This is a genomic window from Pseudonocardia xinjiangensis (assembly GCF_050948425.1).
In the GTDB taxonomy this organism is placed as follows: domain Bacteria; phylum Actinomycetota; class Actinomycetes; order Mycobacteriales; family Pseudonocardiaceae; genus Pseudonocardia; species Pseudonocardia xinjiangensis.
In genome coordinates, this window is record NZ_CP192009.1 from 1,276,698 (window position 1) to 1,292,747 (window position 16,050).

Genomic DNA, 16,050 nt, shown 5'->3' on the forward strand with positions numbered 1-16,050 from the left:
AAATCGTCGGAGTGGTTTTGCCTCAGATCTGGAAATATTGCTCAGAGGAATGATCAAATCGACTTCAGACTTTCGATATCGGCCACCCGTTGCTAACCTCGTGGCCGTTGTGCTGAATCGAAGAAAGGAGCTTGAGATATGAGTGGCAGCGCGAACACGGCCCGGATATAGATCGAGTGGTGGCCGCTCCCCGACCCGCTGGTCTCCTCGATGACGGCGCTGAAATGCGCTCCCCGAAATCGCGATCGAGTCGTCGCCACGACGACTCTCCACCGTCGAATACGGTCCTGCACGGCCGCATTTTCCGCCGCGCCCGGGCCCGAAAACTGATCGCGCTCGTCACGGCCGCGAGCGCGGTCACCAGCGCAGCGCTGGCAATTCTGTTCTGGGTCGTGCTCACGCAGACGGAGCTGTCCGCGCCGCCGCCTTACTCGCCCCCACGAGACGAGATACAGGTCGACAACCCCTCATCCGCAGCGGTGGTCCCGGGCAGAGCAGCGCCCCGCTCCGCATCCCCGTCAGTCCCCCGCGCGGATGGACCTCCCCCTCGATCATGACCAGGACCCCAATCCGATGGACGTCGACAGTTCTGCTCCCCACTGGTTCGGCAGAACCGGAACGCGCCCGACCGGCGTGGTAGCGACGGAGGACGTGTTCACGGCCGCAGGCCATGCCACGGGGCTCGTCGCTACCCTCCTCCTGACGGTCACGGTGGTGCTCGGCACCATGCATGCCGGACGGGCCTCGAGCGCGAGCTTTCCCCGGTTCGCCATGCACGCCGTACACCGCAACGCGTCGCTGCTGGCGGTCGCCTTCCTCCTCATGCACGTCGTCATCGCCATCGGCAAACCCCGCTCCGGACTCTCCTGGCCGGTCGCGCTGGTGCCGTACTCCTCCGACGTCCCCCACCCGATCTGGCTCGGGATGGGAACCGTGGCGCTCGAACTGCTGCTCGCCGCGATCGTCACCAGCGTGCTGCGGCGCAGGATCGGCTTCCGCTCCTGGCGCGCCGTGCACGTCATGGCGTACGCGGGTTGGCCGCTCGCGATCGCGCACGGGCTGGGTCTCGGCACGAACGACAGGAGACTCGGCTGGATGGTGGCGATCTACCTCGGGTGCGGGGTGGCGGTCGCGGCAGCGATCGTGCGGCGATGGCTGAGCGTCGATGCCGACCGAGACGCGCGACGGGCCGCGAAGGCGGCCAGGCGATGACCGCGGCCGCGCGGATGCCCCGTCCGGACGCGCCGACCGGGAGCGTTCGCCTGCTGGCCGGCTCGGCCGAGAGCGGGGCCCCTGCCAAGTGGGCCGACCACCTCGCCCGTTACGGCCCGCTCCCGGTGGGCGCGGACGGGCCTGCCGAGCTGATCGATCTGGTCGACCGGTCGGGCCTGCGCGGCCGGGGCGGGGCGGGCTTCCCGATGAGCCGCAAGCTGCGGACGGTCGCGGCCGGGCGGGGGCGACCGGTCGTGGTCGCGAACGGCTGCGACGGCGACCCGGCCACCGTCAAGGACGCGAAGCTGCTCGAGTTCGCCCCCCATCTGGTCATCGACGGGGTGCTGCTCGCCTGCCATGCCGTCGGCGCGGACGAGGCCACCATCTGCGTGGGGGAGGGAGATGCCCACGCCTGGTACGTCTACCAGGCCCTCCAGGCGCGGCGCCACGAGGAGATCACGATCCGGGTGGCGCAGGTGCCGCACCGGTACGTGGCGAGCGAGGAGTCGGCCCTGGTCAACTTCCTGAACACGGGGGACGCCCGGCCCACCGTCACGCCACCTCGTCCGGCGGAACGAGGGGTCGGGGGCCGACCGACGCTGGTGGACAACGTCGAGACGCTGGCTCACCTGGGGCTGATCACCCGCTTCGGCGCGGAGTGGTTCCGGGCGGCGGGCACGGCGGAGTCCCCGGGCACCACGCTGGTCACCGTCGGGGGTGCCGTGCGCAGGCCGGGCGTGTACGAGGTCGAGCTCGGTACTCCGGTCGGTGCGGTACTGGCCGAGGCAGGCGGTGAGTCCGAGCCGTTGCAGGCGGTGCAGATGGGCGGCCTGGGTGGCAGCTGGATGCCGATCGAGCAGACACATGCGCTGCCACTCGCGCACGAGGAATGCCGGGAAGCGGGAACGGTGATGGGCACAGCAGCGCTCGTCGCCCTGCCGGAACGCGCCTGCGGCATCGCCGAGACCGCCCGCACCCTGCGCTACCTCGCGGTCGAGTCGGCCGGGCAGTGCGGGCCGTGCATGTTCGGGCTGCCCGCGATCGCCGACGACGTCGACGAACTCGTGCGTGGTGGCGACCCGTCGGGGGAGACGCTCGACCGGCTGCGGAACCGGCTGGGGATGATCCAGGGCCGTGGCGCGTGCGCACATCCGGACGGTGCCAGCCGGTTCGCCGCCGCGGCTCTGCGCGTGTTCGCCGACGACATCGCCGACCACGTCGCCGGCCGCCCCTGTCCGTGGGTGGACGCCACACGGTGGATGCCGGTGCCCGACTCGACCCGTCCGGGCGCGGGAGAGTGATGGGGGACGACACGCGGCTCGGCCTCGACGTGGATCCCATCATGTGCCGCGGCCACGGCCTCTGCGCCGAGCTTCTCCCTGAGCAGGTCCTCCTCGACGAATGGGGCTACCCCCATCTCGCCTCGGAGGAGGTGCCCCCGTCGCTCAGGGCGCAGGCGCGGGCCGCGGTGAGCGCCTGCCCCACACTCGCCCTCCGGCTGCGTCGTCTGGAAGCGCGCTGAACCGCCGCTCCTGAACCGGGCGGTGGGCGTGGTCAGGCCGCTCCGGCCGGCACCTGCTTGCGCAGCTCGCCCACGTCGTTCGGGACGAACCCGTGGGCGCTGAGCCAGCCCGTCACGGGCTCCGGGTCGGGATGGCGGTCGGGCACGACGTTGTAGATGTAGTTCAGGTGCCGGGCCGCGGCCTCGTGCTCCAGCCGTTCGAGGATGAACGCGCCCACCCCCGACCCGCGCCGCTGCGGGTCGACCAGTACGAGGATCTCGGCGTCACCCCAGGTGTCGTCGAGCCGGCCGTAGCCGACGACGCGGTCGCCGTCCTCCACGCGCCACCACTCGTCGCCGAGCACGTCTCCGTCGGCGGGGGAGCCGAACCCGAACAGCTCCGGGGGCAGGTCGCCGAGCACGCGCTGCTTGTCGGCGTCCCAGTGCGCCGGCGTGTCGCGCACCCATCTCATTACTGCACCTCCTCGACGTCGGCTGCCGTGGTGGGCACGGGGGCCTCGGTGGCTGCGGCCTGCGCGCGCAACCGGTACCGCTGGATCTTGCCGGTGGCCGTCTTCGGCAGCTCGTCCACCTCGATGACCACCCGCGGCCGCTTGAACGAGGCGAGCCCGGCCCGGCAGAACGCGATCACCTCGTCCGGGTCGACCCGCTGCGCCGGCCGGGCGACCACGTAGGCCACCGGCTTGTCGAGCCCGTCCGCGTCCGGCACGCCGACGACCACGGCCTCGGCCAGTGCCGGGTGCTCCAGCAGCCTGGTCTCCACCTCGGTGGGGCTCACCCAGATCCCTCCCACCTTCAGCACGTCGTCGGCGCGGCCGAGGCACGTGTAGCTGCCGTCCTCGCCGCGCACGTACTGGTCGCCCGTGCGCATCCACTCACCCTGGAACACCGCCCGGTTCACCTCGGTCCGGCACCAGTATCCGGTGCAGATCGAGTCGCCCGCGATGTAGAGCATCCCGGGCTCGCCGGTGCCCTCGATGACGCTGCCGTCGGGCCGGCGCAGCTCCACCCGGTAGCCCGGCACCGGGAACCCGGAACTGCCGGGGACGACCTTGCCCGCCACGTTGGAGATGAAGATGTGCAGCGCCTCGGTGGAGCCGATGCCGTCGAGGATCTCGAAGCCGTACTGCTCGCGTACCCCGTGGAACATCCGCGCGGGGAGCGTCTCGCCGGCCGAGACCCCGTTGCGGACGGTCGCGAACCGCTCCCGCGGCAGGCCGGCGGCCATCAGCGGGCCCCAGAAGCTCGGGCCGCCGAAGAAGAGCGTGACGCCGTGCTCGGCCACCCGGTCGGCGTACAGCGCCGGGTTCGGCCGCGACGGCTCCAGCACCGCCGTCGCGCCGGCCGCCAGCGGGAAGAACAGGGAGTTGCCGATGCCGTAGGCGAAGAACAGCTTCGCCACCGACAGGCAGACGTCGCCGGGGCCGACCCCGAGCACCTGGGTGCCGTAGGTCTCGCAGACGTAGCGGATGTCGGCGTGCCGGTGCATGGCGCCCTTGGGCGTGCCCGTGGTGCCCGAGGTGTAGAGCCACAGCGCGGGCGACTCGTCCCACGTCCCGTACGGGGTGGGGACGGCGGTGGCGGCGCCCGCGTCGAGCAGGCCCTGCCAGGTGAGCGCGGCCGGACCGGCCACCTGCGGGGTGGTGTCGCCGGTGAGCACGACGTGGCGCAGATCGGGGGCGTCGGTCGCGGCCCCTGCCACCGCGCCGGCGAACCGGGTGTCCCCCAGGAGCACCCGGGCGCGCGAGTCGAGCACGAGCTTGCGCAGCTCCCCGCCGGTCAGCATCGTCGACGAGGGCACGGCGATCGCCCCGACGTACATGGCGGCGAGGATCGCGGTGGCGAGCTCGACGTCGTCGGCCATGCACATCAGCACCCGTTCCTCGGGGCGCACGCCGATCGCGACGAGCCCGGCGGCGACCCGGCGGACCTCGGCCGAGAGCTCTGCGTAGGTGAGGGTGCCGCCGGGGTGGATGATCGCGACGCGGTCGCCGTCGCCGGCGTCCACACGCCGTCCGACCAGGTACTCGGCGGCGTTGAAGAGGTCGGTCATGAAGGGGGCTCCCCTGCCGGTTCGGGTGGGCGGACTCTACATCCAGATCCATTGCCGTTACAGATCAGTAGAAGATCGATTCGGCCCGCGGTGTCCTCCGAACGGCCCTGTCCGTCGGGTTCCGGCCCCTTCCCATGACCTGCCCCTGCTGCTACCAATGCCGGAGCCACTCACACTCACGATCGGCCAACGGCGGCTGATGTCTGGAGGGTCGATGAAGACCAAGGCAGCGGTACTGCGCGGAGTGGGCCAACCGTTCGAGATCGAGGAGCTCACCCTCGACCCGCCCAAGGCGGGGGAGGTGTTGATCAAGTACGTCGCAGCGGGGCTCTGCCACTCCGACGAGCACCTGCGTCACGGCGACATCGTCCCGCGGTTCCCGATCGTCGGGGGTCACGAGGGCGCCGGGATCATCGAGGACGTCGGCCCCGGTGTCACCCGCCTCAAGCCCGGCGACCACGTCATCTGCTCGTTCCTGCCGGTCTGCGGGCACTGCCGGTTCTGCGCGGCGGGCATGACCAACCTCTGCGACATGGGCGCCACCATCCTCGACGGGATGCTGGCCGACGGCACCTATCGCTTCCACTCCGACTCCGGCGAGGACCTCGGCGGGATGTGCATGCTCGGCACGTTCTCCGAGCGCGCCACGATCTCCGAGAACTCGTGTGTCAAGGTCGCAGACGACGTGCCGCTCGACAAGGCCGTGCTGATCGGCTGCGGCGTCCCCACGGGCTTCGGTTCGGCGGTGCACGCCGCCGCCACCGAGCCGGGCGACACCATCGCGATCTACGGCATCGGCGGCATCGGCATCAACGCGGTGCAGGGCGCGGCGCTGGCCGGCGCGGCGAACGTCGTGGCCATCGACCCGCTGGAGAACAAGCGCGAGATGGCCGAACGGATGGGCGCCACCCACTCCTGCCCCACCGCGGAGGAGGCCCACGCGGTGATCCAGGAGCTCACCAACGGGGTGGGCGCCGACAAGGCGATCATCACCGTCGGCGTCGTCGACTCCGAGGTCACCACCAACGCGTTCCACGCCATCCGCAAGGGCGGCACCGTGGTCATCACCGGCCTGGCCGACCCGGCCAAGACCACCATCGAGATCCCCGGTGCCCTGCTCACCCTGTTCGAGAAGCGCATCCAGGGCTCGCTGTTCGGCTCGGGCGACCCGTTCAAGGACATCCCGCGGCTGGTGGACATGTACCAGGCCGGGCAGCTCAAGCTCGACGAGCTGATCACCAACACCTACAGCCTGGCCGACGTCAACAAGGGCTACGAGGACCTGGTCAACGGCGTGAACATCCGCGGCGTGATCATCCACGACCCCGACGCCTGACGCCGGCCGGACGGCCGTCAGCAGCCGTGGTCGCGCCGGGCACCGTCCACCGCGGTGCCCGGCACGGCCGTCCCCGGAGGTGGTACCGCCCGTGACGCCCGCGACCGCGCCGCCGTCGCCCGCTGCCGTGCCCGTACCCGTCGTCGGCCTGCGCCGGGAACGGGAGGTGCTGACGGTCGCGCTCGCCACCGGACGGCACGTCGTGATCGAGGGGCCGCCCGGCACCGGGAAGTCCACGCTGCTGCGCTCGATCGCCCGTGACGCGGTCCAGGAGGTTGTGTTCGTCGAGGGGAACGCCGAGCTGACGCCGGCCCGGCTGATCGGGGCGTTCGACCCGTCACAGGTGCTGGCGGAGGGCTACCTGCCGGCGAGCTTCGTGGACGGCCCGCTGCTCACCGCGATGCGCGGGGGAGCGCTGCTCTACCTCGAGGAGCTCAACCGGGTCCCCGAGGAGACGCTGAACGTCCTCATCACGGTGCTCACCGAAGGCGAGATCGCGGTCCCGCGGCTGGGGACCGTGCGCGCCGGTCCGCGCTTCCGGCTCATCGCCGCGATGAACCCGTTCGACGCGGTCGGCACCGCGCGGGTCAGCCAGGCCATCGCCGACCGGATGTGCCGGGTGGTGCTCGGCTACCAGGACGAGGCGGGGGAACGGGAGATCACCGGCTCGGTCAGCCGGGTGACCGGCTGGGTCACCGGCTTCGCCGTGGCGCTCACCCGGGCCACCCGTACCCACCGCGACGTGCGGATGGGGTCGTCGGTGCGCGGCGCCATCGACCTCGCGCTCGTGCTCACCGGCCTGGCGGAGCTGCGCGGCGAGCAGGTGGCGGCGCGTGAGACGGCCCGCGACGCCGCCTACGCGGCGCTGTCCGGGCGGATCCGCGTCGCCGACGGTGTCGACCGCACCCCGGAGTCGGTGATCGACGAACTGCTGGACACGCTGTGGCCGGAGGACGGACCGGCTCCCGCGGATCCGGCCGACCCCCCGGAGTCGGGGGATCGCCGGGGAAAAGCTGACGGCCCGCCGCCCGGGGCGGGCCGGCCCCGGGACCGCCCGCACCGCAACCGCGCCGACCGGACGCTCGGCCGCGGCGAGCTGGGCGCCCGCCACGAGCAGTTCGCGGCGGTCTCACCGGAGCTCGGTGCCCTCGACGCCGAGGCCTTCGACCAGGCGCTTGCGGCCGCACCCGAGGCGGCGGCCGCTCTGCTGGCCGACCTCGCCGTGGCCACCGACGTGCAGCTACGGGCCGCGGCCAGGAGGCTGGCCGGGCGGGTGTTCATCCAGCTCGGCCGGGTCGGGCCGGCGCGGGCCCGCGGGACCCGCAGGCTCGGACCGGCGCGAGGTGCCGACGGCGACCTCGATCTCGACCGCACCCTCGATGGCTGGGCGCCCGGCCCGGCGCGGCGACCGGAGCACGACGACATCGTCACCCGCACCTGGACGGCGCACCGCCGCGCGATCTGCCTCGTCGTCGACATCTCCGGGTCGATGCAGGGCCTCGCCGTCGCGCTGGCCGCCGTGGCCGCGGCCGGGGTCGTCGTCGCGGCCGAGGGGCGGCTCCAGCCCTCGGTGCTCGCGTTCGGCGCCGGGGTCCGCGTGCTGCAGGCGCAGGGCGTCCGGCGTCCGCCCGAGGACCTGCTGTCCGAGCTCGTCGCCCTGCGCGGTCACGGCCTCACCGACCTGGCGGCGGCGCTGCGGGAGGCCTCGCGCCAGCTCGCCGGCGCGGTGGCCGACGAGCGGCTCGTGGTGCTGCTGTCCGACTGCCGGCACACCGTGGGCGGGGAGCCGGCGGCGGCGCTGGCCGGCATCGACCGCCTCCACGTGCTCGTGCCGCTGGGCGGGGCGGAGGCCGAGGCCGCGGCAGCCGGGCTGGCGGCCCGGACGGCCGGCCGCGCGCAGACCGTGCGCCGCCTCGCCGACGTGGGCCCGGCCCTGACCCGCATCCTGACGTGACCCACCCCGCGAGTCGCCCGTTCCCGACGCCCGAGTCGCCCGTCCGCGGCGGGAGCAGGCACCCGCGGAGAGCAGCGGCGAACGGCCGCGGATGATCGACGTCATCGCGACGCAAGCCGCGTTCCGGGCGCCGGATAGGCTCGCCGCGTGGGCACCATCGTCTCCTTCCACGCACATCCCGACGACGAGTCCATCGGGTCGGCAGGCACCCTCGCCCGCGCCGCGGCCGCTGGACACCGGGTCGTGCTCGTCTTCGCCACTCGCGGTGAGCTGGGCGAACCCGTGCCGGGCGTCCTCCAGCCGGGAGAGCAGCTGGTCCTGCGCCGCTCGGCGGAGTGCTACGCGTCCGCGCAAGCGCTCGGGGCCAAGCGCGTCGAGTTCCTCGGCTACACCGACTCCGGGATGATGGGCGAGCCCACCAACGACGCCCCGTACTGCTTCTGGCGCGCCGACGTCGAGCACGCGGCCCGGGAGCTCGCGGTGATCCTCGACGAGGAGGAGCCCGACGTCCTCACGATCTACGACGACAACGGCGGCTACGGGCACCCCGACCACATCCAGGTGCACCGCGTGGGCAGGCGCGCCGCCGAGCTCTCGGCCGTGCCGGTGGTGGCGCAGAGCACCGTCAACCGCGACTGGATGACCCGCGGCGTGCGCGGCATGGCGAGGGCGGGGCAGCTGCCGGAGGGCTGGGAGGCACCGCTCATCGAGGAGCCGACCTTCGGCAAGCCGGAGTCCGAGATCACCCACCGCGTCGACGCCGTGGACTTCGTCGAGCAGAAGAAGGCGTCGATGCGGGCCCACGCGAGCCAGATCGGGCCCGACCACTTCATGTTGACGATGCCCGATCCGCTGTTCGCGATGGGCATGGGCGTGGAGTTCTACGTCGTCGACCCGCTGCCGAGCCCGGCGGCCACCCCGGAGCTGTTCGAGGAGCTGTTCATCCCGCTCCGGTAGCCGATGCCGGAAAAACGGCTCCCACGCGGAGTGGGTCATGCCCGCAGACCAGGCCCGGGCCGCGCCTTCGACGACGGGTAGAGCTACGATTCCCGGCGGGCGCGGATGACCAGTGGCCCACCAGTTCGGCAAGACCAACGCAGTCGCCAGGCAGTCTCAGGAGGCTCAGTGACAGCCGTCGCCCCCAAGCCGATCACGGCGCGGCCGTACCCGGCACGCCGGTCGGCCAAGGGATCCACGCTGCTCAAGATGCTGCACACCACGGATCCCAAAGACATCGCCATCCTCTACCTGGTGACGTCGTTCGGGTTCTTCCTGGCCGGCGGAGCCATGGCGCTGCTGATGCGGGCGGAGCTGGCGGAGCCGGGGCAGCAGTTCCTGTCCAACGAGCAGTACAACCAGCTGTTCACGATGCACGGCACGATCATGCTGCTGCTGTACGCGACGCCGATCCTCTTCGGCTTCGCGAACTACATCGTGCCGCTGCAGATCGGGGCCCCTGACGTCGCGTTCCCGCGGCTCAACGCGTTCTCGTACTGGCTGTTCCTGTTCGGCGGGCTCACGGTGCTCTCGGGCTTCCTGACCCCGGGTGGCGCTGCCGACTTCGGCTGGTTCGCCTACACCCCGCTGTCCGACGCGATCCACACCCCGGGAGCGGGTGCCGACCTGTGGATCGTGGGCCTGGCGATCTCCGGGCTCGGCACGATCCTCGGTGGCGTCAACTTCATCACCACGATCGTCTGCATGCGCGCACCCGGCATGACGATGTTCCGGATGCCGATCTTCACCTGGAACATCTTCGTCACCGCGATCCTGATCCTCATCGCGTTCCCGGTGCTCACCGCCGCCCTGCTGGGTCTGCTGGCCGACCGGCAGCTGGGAGCCCACGTGTTCGACCCGGCCAACGGCGGGGCGATCCTGTGGCAGCACCTGTTCTGGTTCTTCGGCCACCCGGAGGTCTACATCGTCGCGTTGCCGTTCTTCGGCATCGTGTCCGAGGTCTTCCCGGTGTTCTCCCGCAAGCCGCTCTTCGGCTACAAGGGCCTGATCTACGCCACGATCGCCATCGGCGCGCTGTCCACCGCGGTGTGGGCGCACCACATGTACGCCACCGGCTCGGTGCTGCTGGCCTTCTTCTCCTTCACCACGTTCCTGATCGCGGTGCCCACGGGCGTCAAGTTCGTCAACTGGATCGGCACGCTGTGGAAGGGGCACATGACCTTCGAGCCCCCGATGCTGTTCGCGCTGGGCTTCCTGGTGACGTTCCTGTTCGGTGGTCTCACTGGCATCCTGCTGGCGTCGCCGCCGCTCGACTTCCACGTCTCGGACACGTACTTCGTGGTGGCGCACTTCCACTACGTGCTTTTCGGCACGATCGTGTTCGCCACGTACTCCGGCATCTACTTCTGGTTCCCGAAGATGACCGGCCGGATGATGGACGACACCCTCGGCAAGGTCCACTTCTGGCTGACCTTCATCGGGTTCCACCTGACGTTCCTGGTGCAGCACTGGCTGGGTGCCGAGGGCATGCCGCGCCGCTACGTCGACTACCTGCCCACCGACGGCTTCACCACGCTCAACATGATCTCCTCGATCGGGGCGTTCGTGCTGGGGGCCTCCACGCTGCCGTTCATCTGGAACGTGTTCCGCAGCTACCGCTACGGGCGAGTGGTCACCGTCGACGACCCGTGGGGCTTCGGCAACTCGCTGGAGTGGGCCACGAGCTGCCCGCCGCCGCGGCACAACTTCACGGAGCTGCCGCGCATCCGCTCGGAGCGGCCGGCGTTCGAGCTGCACTACCCGCACCTGGTCGAGCGTTTCCGCGAGGAGGCGCACGTCGGCCACAAGCCGTCGCCGTACGAGGTGGCGGCCCAGGGCACGGGCGGGGAGACGCAGCCCAACGGCGACCCGAAGTCGCGCTGATCCACGACCTGCACCCCGGATGACAGACACCGGCACCAGCGTTCTCATCACGGTCACGGGCCCCGACCGGCCAGGGGTGAGCTCGGTGCTGTTCGCCGCGCTCATCCGGCACGGGGTCGACCTGGTCGACATCGAGCAGGTCGTGATCCGGGGCCGGCTCACGCTCGGAGCGCTGGTGGTGGCCCACCACGACCCGGAGGGCCTCCAGGAGGCCGTCGAGCAGGCGATGGCGAGCATCTCGATGCAGGTGCACACCTCGCTCGAGGTGGGCGACGACCCCGCGGAGCGGCGGCACCCGACGCACGTCGTGCTGGTGATCGGGCGCCCGATCACGGCGCGGGCGTTCGGGGCGGTGGCGCAGGCGCTGGCCGGGGTCGGAGCCAACATCGACTCCATCCGCCGCGTGGCCGACTACCCGGTCACCGGGCTGGAGCTGATGGTCTCTCCCGACCCCAACGGCGGCAGCTCCGCCCATCCGCCCGGCACGCTGCGCGCCCGGTTGGTCGAGGTGGCGCGCACCGCGGGCGTGGACGTCGCCGTGGAGCGGGCCGGGTTCGCCCGTCGCAGCAAACGGCTGATCGTGTTCGACGTCGACTCCACGCTGGTGCAGGGCGAGGTCATCGAGATGCTCGCCGCCCGCGCCGGTGCCGAGGAGGAGGTGCGGGCCGTCACCGAGGCGGCGATGCGCGGCGAGCTGGACTTCGCCGAGTCGCTGCGTCGCCGGGTCGCCGTGCTCGCCGGGCTGCCGGAGTCGGTGCTCGGTGAGGTTGCGGGGGAGCTGGAGCTCACCCCCGGCGCCCGCACCACGATCCGCACGCTGAAGCGGCTCGGCTTCCGGTGCGGGGTGGTGTCTGGCGGCTTCACGCGCGTGATCAGCGGCCTGGTGGCGGAGCTGGGGCTGGACTTCTGCGCCGCCAACGAGCTCGAGATCGTCGACGGGCGGCTGACCGGGCGCGTGCTCGGAGAGATCATCGACCGGCCGGGCAAGGCCGTGGCGCTGCGCCGGTTCTCCGAGACGTTCGGCATCCCGCTGGAGCAGTGCGTCGCCGTCGGCGACGGTGCCAACGACATCGACATGCTGTCCACCGCGGGGCTCGGCATCGCGTTCAACGCGAAGCCCGCGCTGCGCGAGGTGGCCGACGCCGCGCTCTCCCTCCCGTACCTGGACGTGGTGCTGTTCGTCCTGGGCATCACGCGCGACGAGGTGGAACGCGCGGACGCCGCCGAAGGCATGGTCCGCCGCGTACCGATCGCATGACCGACCCGGCGCCCACCGAGACGGCTCCCTCCGACGTCCTGGAGCCCCTCGCCGCCCGTTTCCTGCGGCGTCCCGCCGCCACCACCATCCCACCGGAGGCGGACGGCATCGTGCGGGCGATGCCGGTGGTCCTGCGCCTGGAGCGGCCGCCGGCCCCCCGCACCCCGGTGCTGGAGGCGGCCGCCGCCGCGGCGCTCGCCGTCTGCCTCGACCCGCGGGCCCAGCCCGGCGGCGAGTGGCACGACGCCGTCGCCACCTGGGTGGGCGGCCGCATCCGCAAGATCGCCCGCCGGGCCCGTGGCGCCCACTGGGCCGCGGTGCAGGAGCTGCCCGGCGTCACCTGCGAGGTCGACGGGGCCGAGGCGAGGGCGCTGCTGCCCGGACCGGTGGACGACGTGCCGAGGACGGTCTCGCGGCTCCAGATCGGCGGCACCGACCTGGAGCCGGACGACCCCGGGCCGCTCCCGGCCGGCAGGCCGGTGATCTGGGTGAACGTGGACCTGAAGATGACGGTGGGCAAGGCCGCGGCGCAGGTCGGGCACGCGTCGATGCTCTACGCGGCAGCGCTTCGCCTGACGGCCGTGCCCGCGTTCGCCGTGCGCGAGGTGGGCGGGGCCCAATGGGCGCAGCTGTGCGACCAGGTCAAGCGCGGCGAGGCGGTGTCCGTGCGGGACGCGGGCTTCACCGAGGTGGCGCCGGGCACGATCACCTGCATCGCCACGCCGCCGGCCTGAGCTCCGCGGGGGTCAGGCGCCGCGCAACCGCCGCAGTGCGGCGTGCACCTTCTCCCGGTCGTCGGTGGGCCAGAACGGGGGCAGCGACGCGCGCAGGAACCCGCCGTAGCGGGCCGTGGCCAGCCGCGGGTCGAGGATCGCGACGACCCCGCGGTCGTCCATCCCGCGCAGCAGCCGCCCCGCGCCCTGGGCGAGCAGGAGAGCGGCGTGGGTGGCGGACACCGTGAGGAACCCGTTGCCCCCGCGTGCATCGGTGGCCCGCTGGCGCGCCGCGACCAGCGGATCGTCCGGCCGCGGGAACGGGATGCGGTCGATGATCACGCAGGACAGCGACGGCCCCGGGACGTCGACGCCCTGCCACAGCGACAGCGTGCCGAACAGCGACGTCGCGTCGTCCTCGGCGAACTTCTTCACCAGCTGCATCGTGGAGTCGTCGCCCTGGCACAGCAGGGGGGTGTCGAGCCGGTCGCGCAGCGCCTCGGTGGCCTGCTTGGCCGCCCGCATCGACGAGAACAGCCCCAGGGTGCGGCCGCCCGCGGCCTCCACCAGGCCGGCGATCTCGTCGAGGTAGGACGGCGGCAGCCCGTCGCGGCCCGGGGGCGGGAGCCGTTTGGCGACGTAGAGGATGCCGCTGCGGCCGTGGGCGAACGGCGAGCCGACATCCAGGCCGGACCACTTCGGGGCGTCGGGGTCGGGGATCGGGTCGTCCTCGACGGCGCCGTCCGTTTTCGCGTCGGCGCCCTTCTCCGGGGGCAGGCCCCACTGGCGGGCGAGTGCGTCGAAGTTGCCGCCGAGAGCCAGCGTGGCTGAGGTCAGCACCACCGTGGACCGCCCGAAGAGCCGCTCGCGCAGCAGCCCGCCCACCCACAGCGGCGCGGCTCGCAGCACCTTGTGGCGGGCCCCGTCGGGCCCCTGCTCCGCGAGCCACACCACGTCGCGGCGTTTCGCCGGGTCCGGCTCCTCGAACGCCGCGAGCAGCCGGACGGCGGTGTCGGCGAGCTCGTCGAGCGAGGCCTGGGCGATCTTGCGGCCGGCGGCGGCGTCGGGCTCCTCCCGCCGCTCCGACCCCAGCGACTGCTTGCACGAGGCAGCGGCGTCCCGGACCGCCGAGAGTGCGCCCACCGCGGCCTGCGGGAGGCTGTCCCAGCGGCCGGGCGGCAGGTCCTCCAGCACCATCGCGAGGCCCTCTCCCGCCTCGGCGAGCCGGTCGGCGACCGCCTGGTCGACGAGCTTGCCCAGCCGCCGCGACGCGATGCCGATCGAGGTGGACGTCAGCTCGGCCGTGGCCACGCCGGTGACCCGGTCGACCAGCTCGTGGGCCTCGTCGACCACCACGACGTCGTGCTCGGGCAGCACGGGGCGGCCCTCCAGCGCGTCGATGGCCAGCAGCGCGTGGTTGGTGACGACGATGTCGGCCTTGCCTGCCTCGGCGCGGGCCTTCTCGGCGAAACAGTCGTCGCCGACCGGGCACTTCGCGGCCCCGAGGCACTCCCGTGCGGTGACGGAGACCTGCCGCCACGTGGCGTCGGGCACGCCGGGGACGAGCTCGTCGCGGTCGCCCTTGTCGCTGGTGTCGGCCCACTCGTGCAGCCGCTTGATCTGGCGGCCCATCGCCGAGATCGCGAACGGGTCGAACAGCTCGTCGGCGGGGTCCGCGTCGTCGCCGCCGTGCAGCTTGTTGAGGCAGAGGTAGTTGCGCCGGCCCTTCAGGATCGCGAAGGTCGGCGCCCGGCCGAGCAGTGGCTTGAGGGCCTTGGCGAGCCGCGGGAGATCGCGGTCGACCAGCTGGCGTTGCAGCGCGATCGTGGCGGTGGACACCACGACCGTGGAGTCCTTCGCGACGGCGTGGTGGATCGCGGGCACCAGGTAGGCAAGCGACTTGCCGGTGCCGGTGCCGGCCTGCACGGCCACGTGTTCACCGGTGGTGATGGCCTTGCGGACGGCCTGGACCATCGCGTCCTGGCCCTCGCGCCGCTGCCCGCCGACCGCGGCGACGGCCGCCTCCAACAGCTCCGCCACGCCGGGCAGTCGGGTCGCGGTGGGCACCCCGGGAGGCTACCCGGAGGGCCCGACGGGCCGAGGTCGAACCGCCGTTGCCGCGGTGCACCAGGTAGTGCGGCTCACACGTGATCCATAGCGGGTCCCTGCCGGGAGCGTGTGGGCGTCCGCCATCATGAGCAGAGTGACGTCCACGCACCTCCTGCTCCGCTCGTCGTCCTACCCGGTACTGATCGAGCACCCCGCCCGCTACAACGACCTCGACCCGAGCCGGCGAATCGGCCGTGACGCGATCGTGCGCTGGTTCGAGGACGCGCGGATCGCCGTCGAACGGGACGTCTTCGGTGCGGGCCTCACCGCCCGGATGCGGCTGCTGCTCGCCTCGGTACGGGTCGACGTGCTCGCCCCGCTGCAGGTCATCCCCCGTAGCGCGACCGGCGCCCGCATCGACACCGGCCAGTACCGCATCGGCATCGGGGTCAGCCACATCGGCGACTCGTCGTTCGCCTACACCTACGGCGTCTTCGCGGGCGACGAGTGCGTCGCCACCGGCGAGTCGGTCAGCGTGCACGCCACCGTCGGCGGGCCGGCCCCGCTCCCGGACGCGGTCCGCGCCGCGCTGGAGACCCTCCGCACCGACGCTCCTGCCCCCACCCGCCTCGAGCGCGGGCCGTCCCGGCTGATCCGGGAGGCGTACCCGTTCCGGCTGGACGTGCGCACCCGCTTCGGCGACCTCGACCCGAACCGGCACGTCAACAACGTGGCGCTGGCCGGCTGGTACCTCGACGGGCTCGCGGAGCTGCACCTCGACGTGCTGGGCTACCCCGTCGGTGGCCCGCTCGACGGGCTCTCGCCGAGCTCGCTGCGGGTCGACTACCTCGACGAGGTCCGCTACCCGGGCATCTACCAGCTGCGCGTCGGCGTGCTCGACCTCGACGAGACCGAGGTGCGCTACGCGTGCGGCCTGTTCGACGGCCCCCGCTGCATCGGCCTCGCCGAGGCCGTCGGCGCCCACCGGCTGGAGGACGAGGCCGGCGACCCGGGCGACCTGGCCGCGCGCCTGGAGCCCTTCCGCATGCGCAACGTCTGACCCCACCTCGTAG

General features: G+C 72.4%; 13 protein-coding genes. 10 read left to right on the plus strand and 3 right to left on the minus strand.

The genetic code is table 11. The features are described from left to right. Window positions 1-651: 651 nt before the first annotated feature. The 3 genes from ACQPZA_RS06155 to ACQPZA_RS06165 are packed head-to-tail and all read left to right on the plus strand — an operon-like array spanning window position 652 to window position 2,734. A complete protein-coding gene (locus tag ACQPZA_RS06155) occupies window positions 652-1,212 on the plus strand; it encodes a ferric reductase-like transmembrane domain-containing protein (protein ID WP_433279156.1) in 561 nt (186 codons plus the stop codon). After that, complete coding sequence (locus ACQPZA_RS06160) at window positions 1,209-2,513, plus strand: NADH-ubiquinone oxidoreductase-F iron-sulfur binding region domain-containing protein (protein WP_433279158.1); 1,305 nt, start codon at window positions 1,209-1,211, stop codon at window positions 2,511-2,513. Before ACQPZA_RS06155 ends, ACQPZA_RS06160 begins: the two co-directional genes overlap by 4 nt. Continuing rightward, window positions 2,513-2,734, plus strand: a complete 222-nt coding sequence (locus tag ACQPZA_RS06165; protein ID WP_433279159.1) for a ferredoxin — start codon at window positions 2,513-2,515, stop codon at window positions 2,732-2,734. Before ACQPZA_RS06160 ends, ACQPZA_RS06165 begins: the two co-directional genes overlap by 1 nt. 32 nt (window positions 2,735-2,766) lie before the next feature. On the opposite strand, the gene ACQPZA_RS06170 is transcribed toward ACQPZA_RS06165, so the two are convergent. Together ACQPZA_RS06170 and ACQPZA_RS06175 are read right to left on the minus strand one after the other, a co-directional pair. Continuing rightward, window positions 2,767-3,186 (minus strand): GNAT family N-acetyltransferase, encoded by a 420-nt coding sequence (locus ACQPZA_RS06170; RefSeq protein WP_169394723.1) that lies wholly within the window; start codon window positions 3,184-3,186, stop codon window positions 2,767-2,769. Beyond that, complete coding sequence (locus ACQPZA_RS06175; RefSeq protein ID WP_433279161.1) at window positions 3,186-4,787, minus strand: benzoate-CoA ligase family protein; 1,602 nt, start codon at window positions 4,785-4,787, stop codon at window positions 3,186-3,188. Before ACQPZA_RS06175 ends, ACQPZA_RS06170 begins: the two co-directional genes overlap by 1 nt. 214 nt (window positions 4,788-5,001) lie before the next feature. Here ACQPZA_RS06175 and ACQPZA_RS06180 point away from each other — a divergent pair, with 214 nt between their 5' ends. From ACQPZA_RS06180 to ACQPZA_RS06205, 6 genes are all read left to right on the plus strand, one after another. Further along, entirely contained in the window at window positions 5,002-6,123 is a 1,122-nt protein-coding gene (locus tag ACQPZA_RS06180; protein ID WP_433279163.1) for an NDMA-dependent alcohol dehydrogenase, read from the plus strand. Window positions 6,124-6,214: 91 nt separating this feature from the next. Next, window positions 6,215-8,077: an AAA family ATPase gene (locus tag ACQPZA_RS06185; RefSeq protein ID WP_433279165.1), complete on the plus strand. Its 1,863-nt coding sequence runs from the start codon at window positions 6,215-6,217 to the stop codon at window positions 8,075-8,077. Window positions 8,078-8,224: 147 nt separating this feature from the next. Then, entirely contained in the window at window positions 8,225-9,034 is an 810-nt protein-coding gene (locus ACQPZA_RS06190; RefSeq protein WP_433279167.1) for a PIG-L family deacetylase, read from the plus strand. Between the two features lie 168 nt (window positions 9,035-9,202). Next, window positions 9,203-10,957, plus strand: coding sequence for an aa3-type cytochrome oxidase subunit I (ctaD, locus tag ACQPZA_RS06195; protein ID WP_169394728.1), 1,755 nt, complete (start codon window positions 9,203-9,205; stop codon window positions 10,955-10,957). Window positions 10,958-10,976: 19 nt separating this feature from the next. Continuing rightward, window positions 10,977-12,215: a phosphoserine phosphatase SerB gene (serB, locus tag ACQPZA_RS06200; protein WP_433279169.1), complete on the plus strand. Its 1,239-nt coding sequence runs from the start codon at window positions 10,977-10,979 to the stop codon at window positions 12,213-12,215. Continuing rightward, complete coding sequence (locus ACQPZA_RS06205; protein ID WP_433279171.1) at window positions 12,212-12,949, plus strand: peptidyl-tRNA hydrolase; 738 nt, start codon at window positions 12,212-12,214, stop codon at window positions 12,947-12,949. The genes serB and ACQPZA_RS06205 overlap by 4 nt, the downstream gene beginning before the upstream one ends. Window positions 12,950-12,961: 12 nt before the next feature. On the opposite strand, the gene ACQPZA_RS06210 is transcribed toward ACQPZA_RS06205, so the two are convergent. Continuing rightward, window positions 12,962-14,995: an ATP-dependent DNA helicase gene (locus ACQPZA_RS06210; RefSeq protein ID WP_433279173.1), complete on the minus strand. Its 2,034-nt coding sequence runs from the start codon at window positions 14,993-14,995 to the stop codon at window positions 12,962-12,964. A 136-nt stretch (window positions 14,996-15,131) separates the two neighbouring features. Here ACQPZA_RS06210 and ACQPZA_RS06215 point away from each other — a divergent pair, with 136 nt between their 5' ends. Beyond that, window positions 15,132-16,037: an acyl-CoA thioesterase gene (locus tag ACQPZA_RS06215; RefSeq protein ID WP_433279175.1), complete on the plus strand. Its 906-nt coding sequence runs from the start codon at window positions 15,132-15,134 to the stop codon at window positions 16,035-16,037. The last annotated feature ends 13 nt before the right edge of the window (window positions 16,038-16,050 follow it).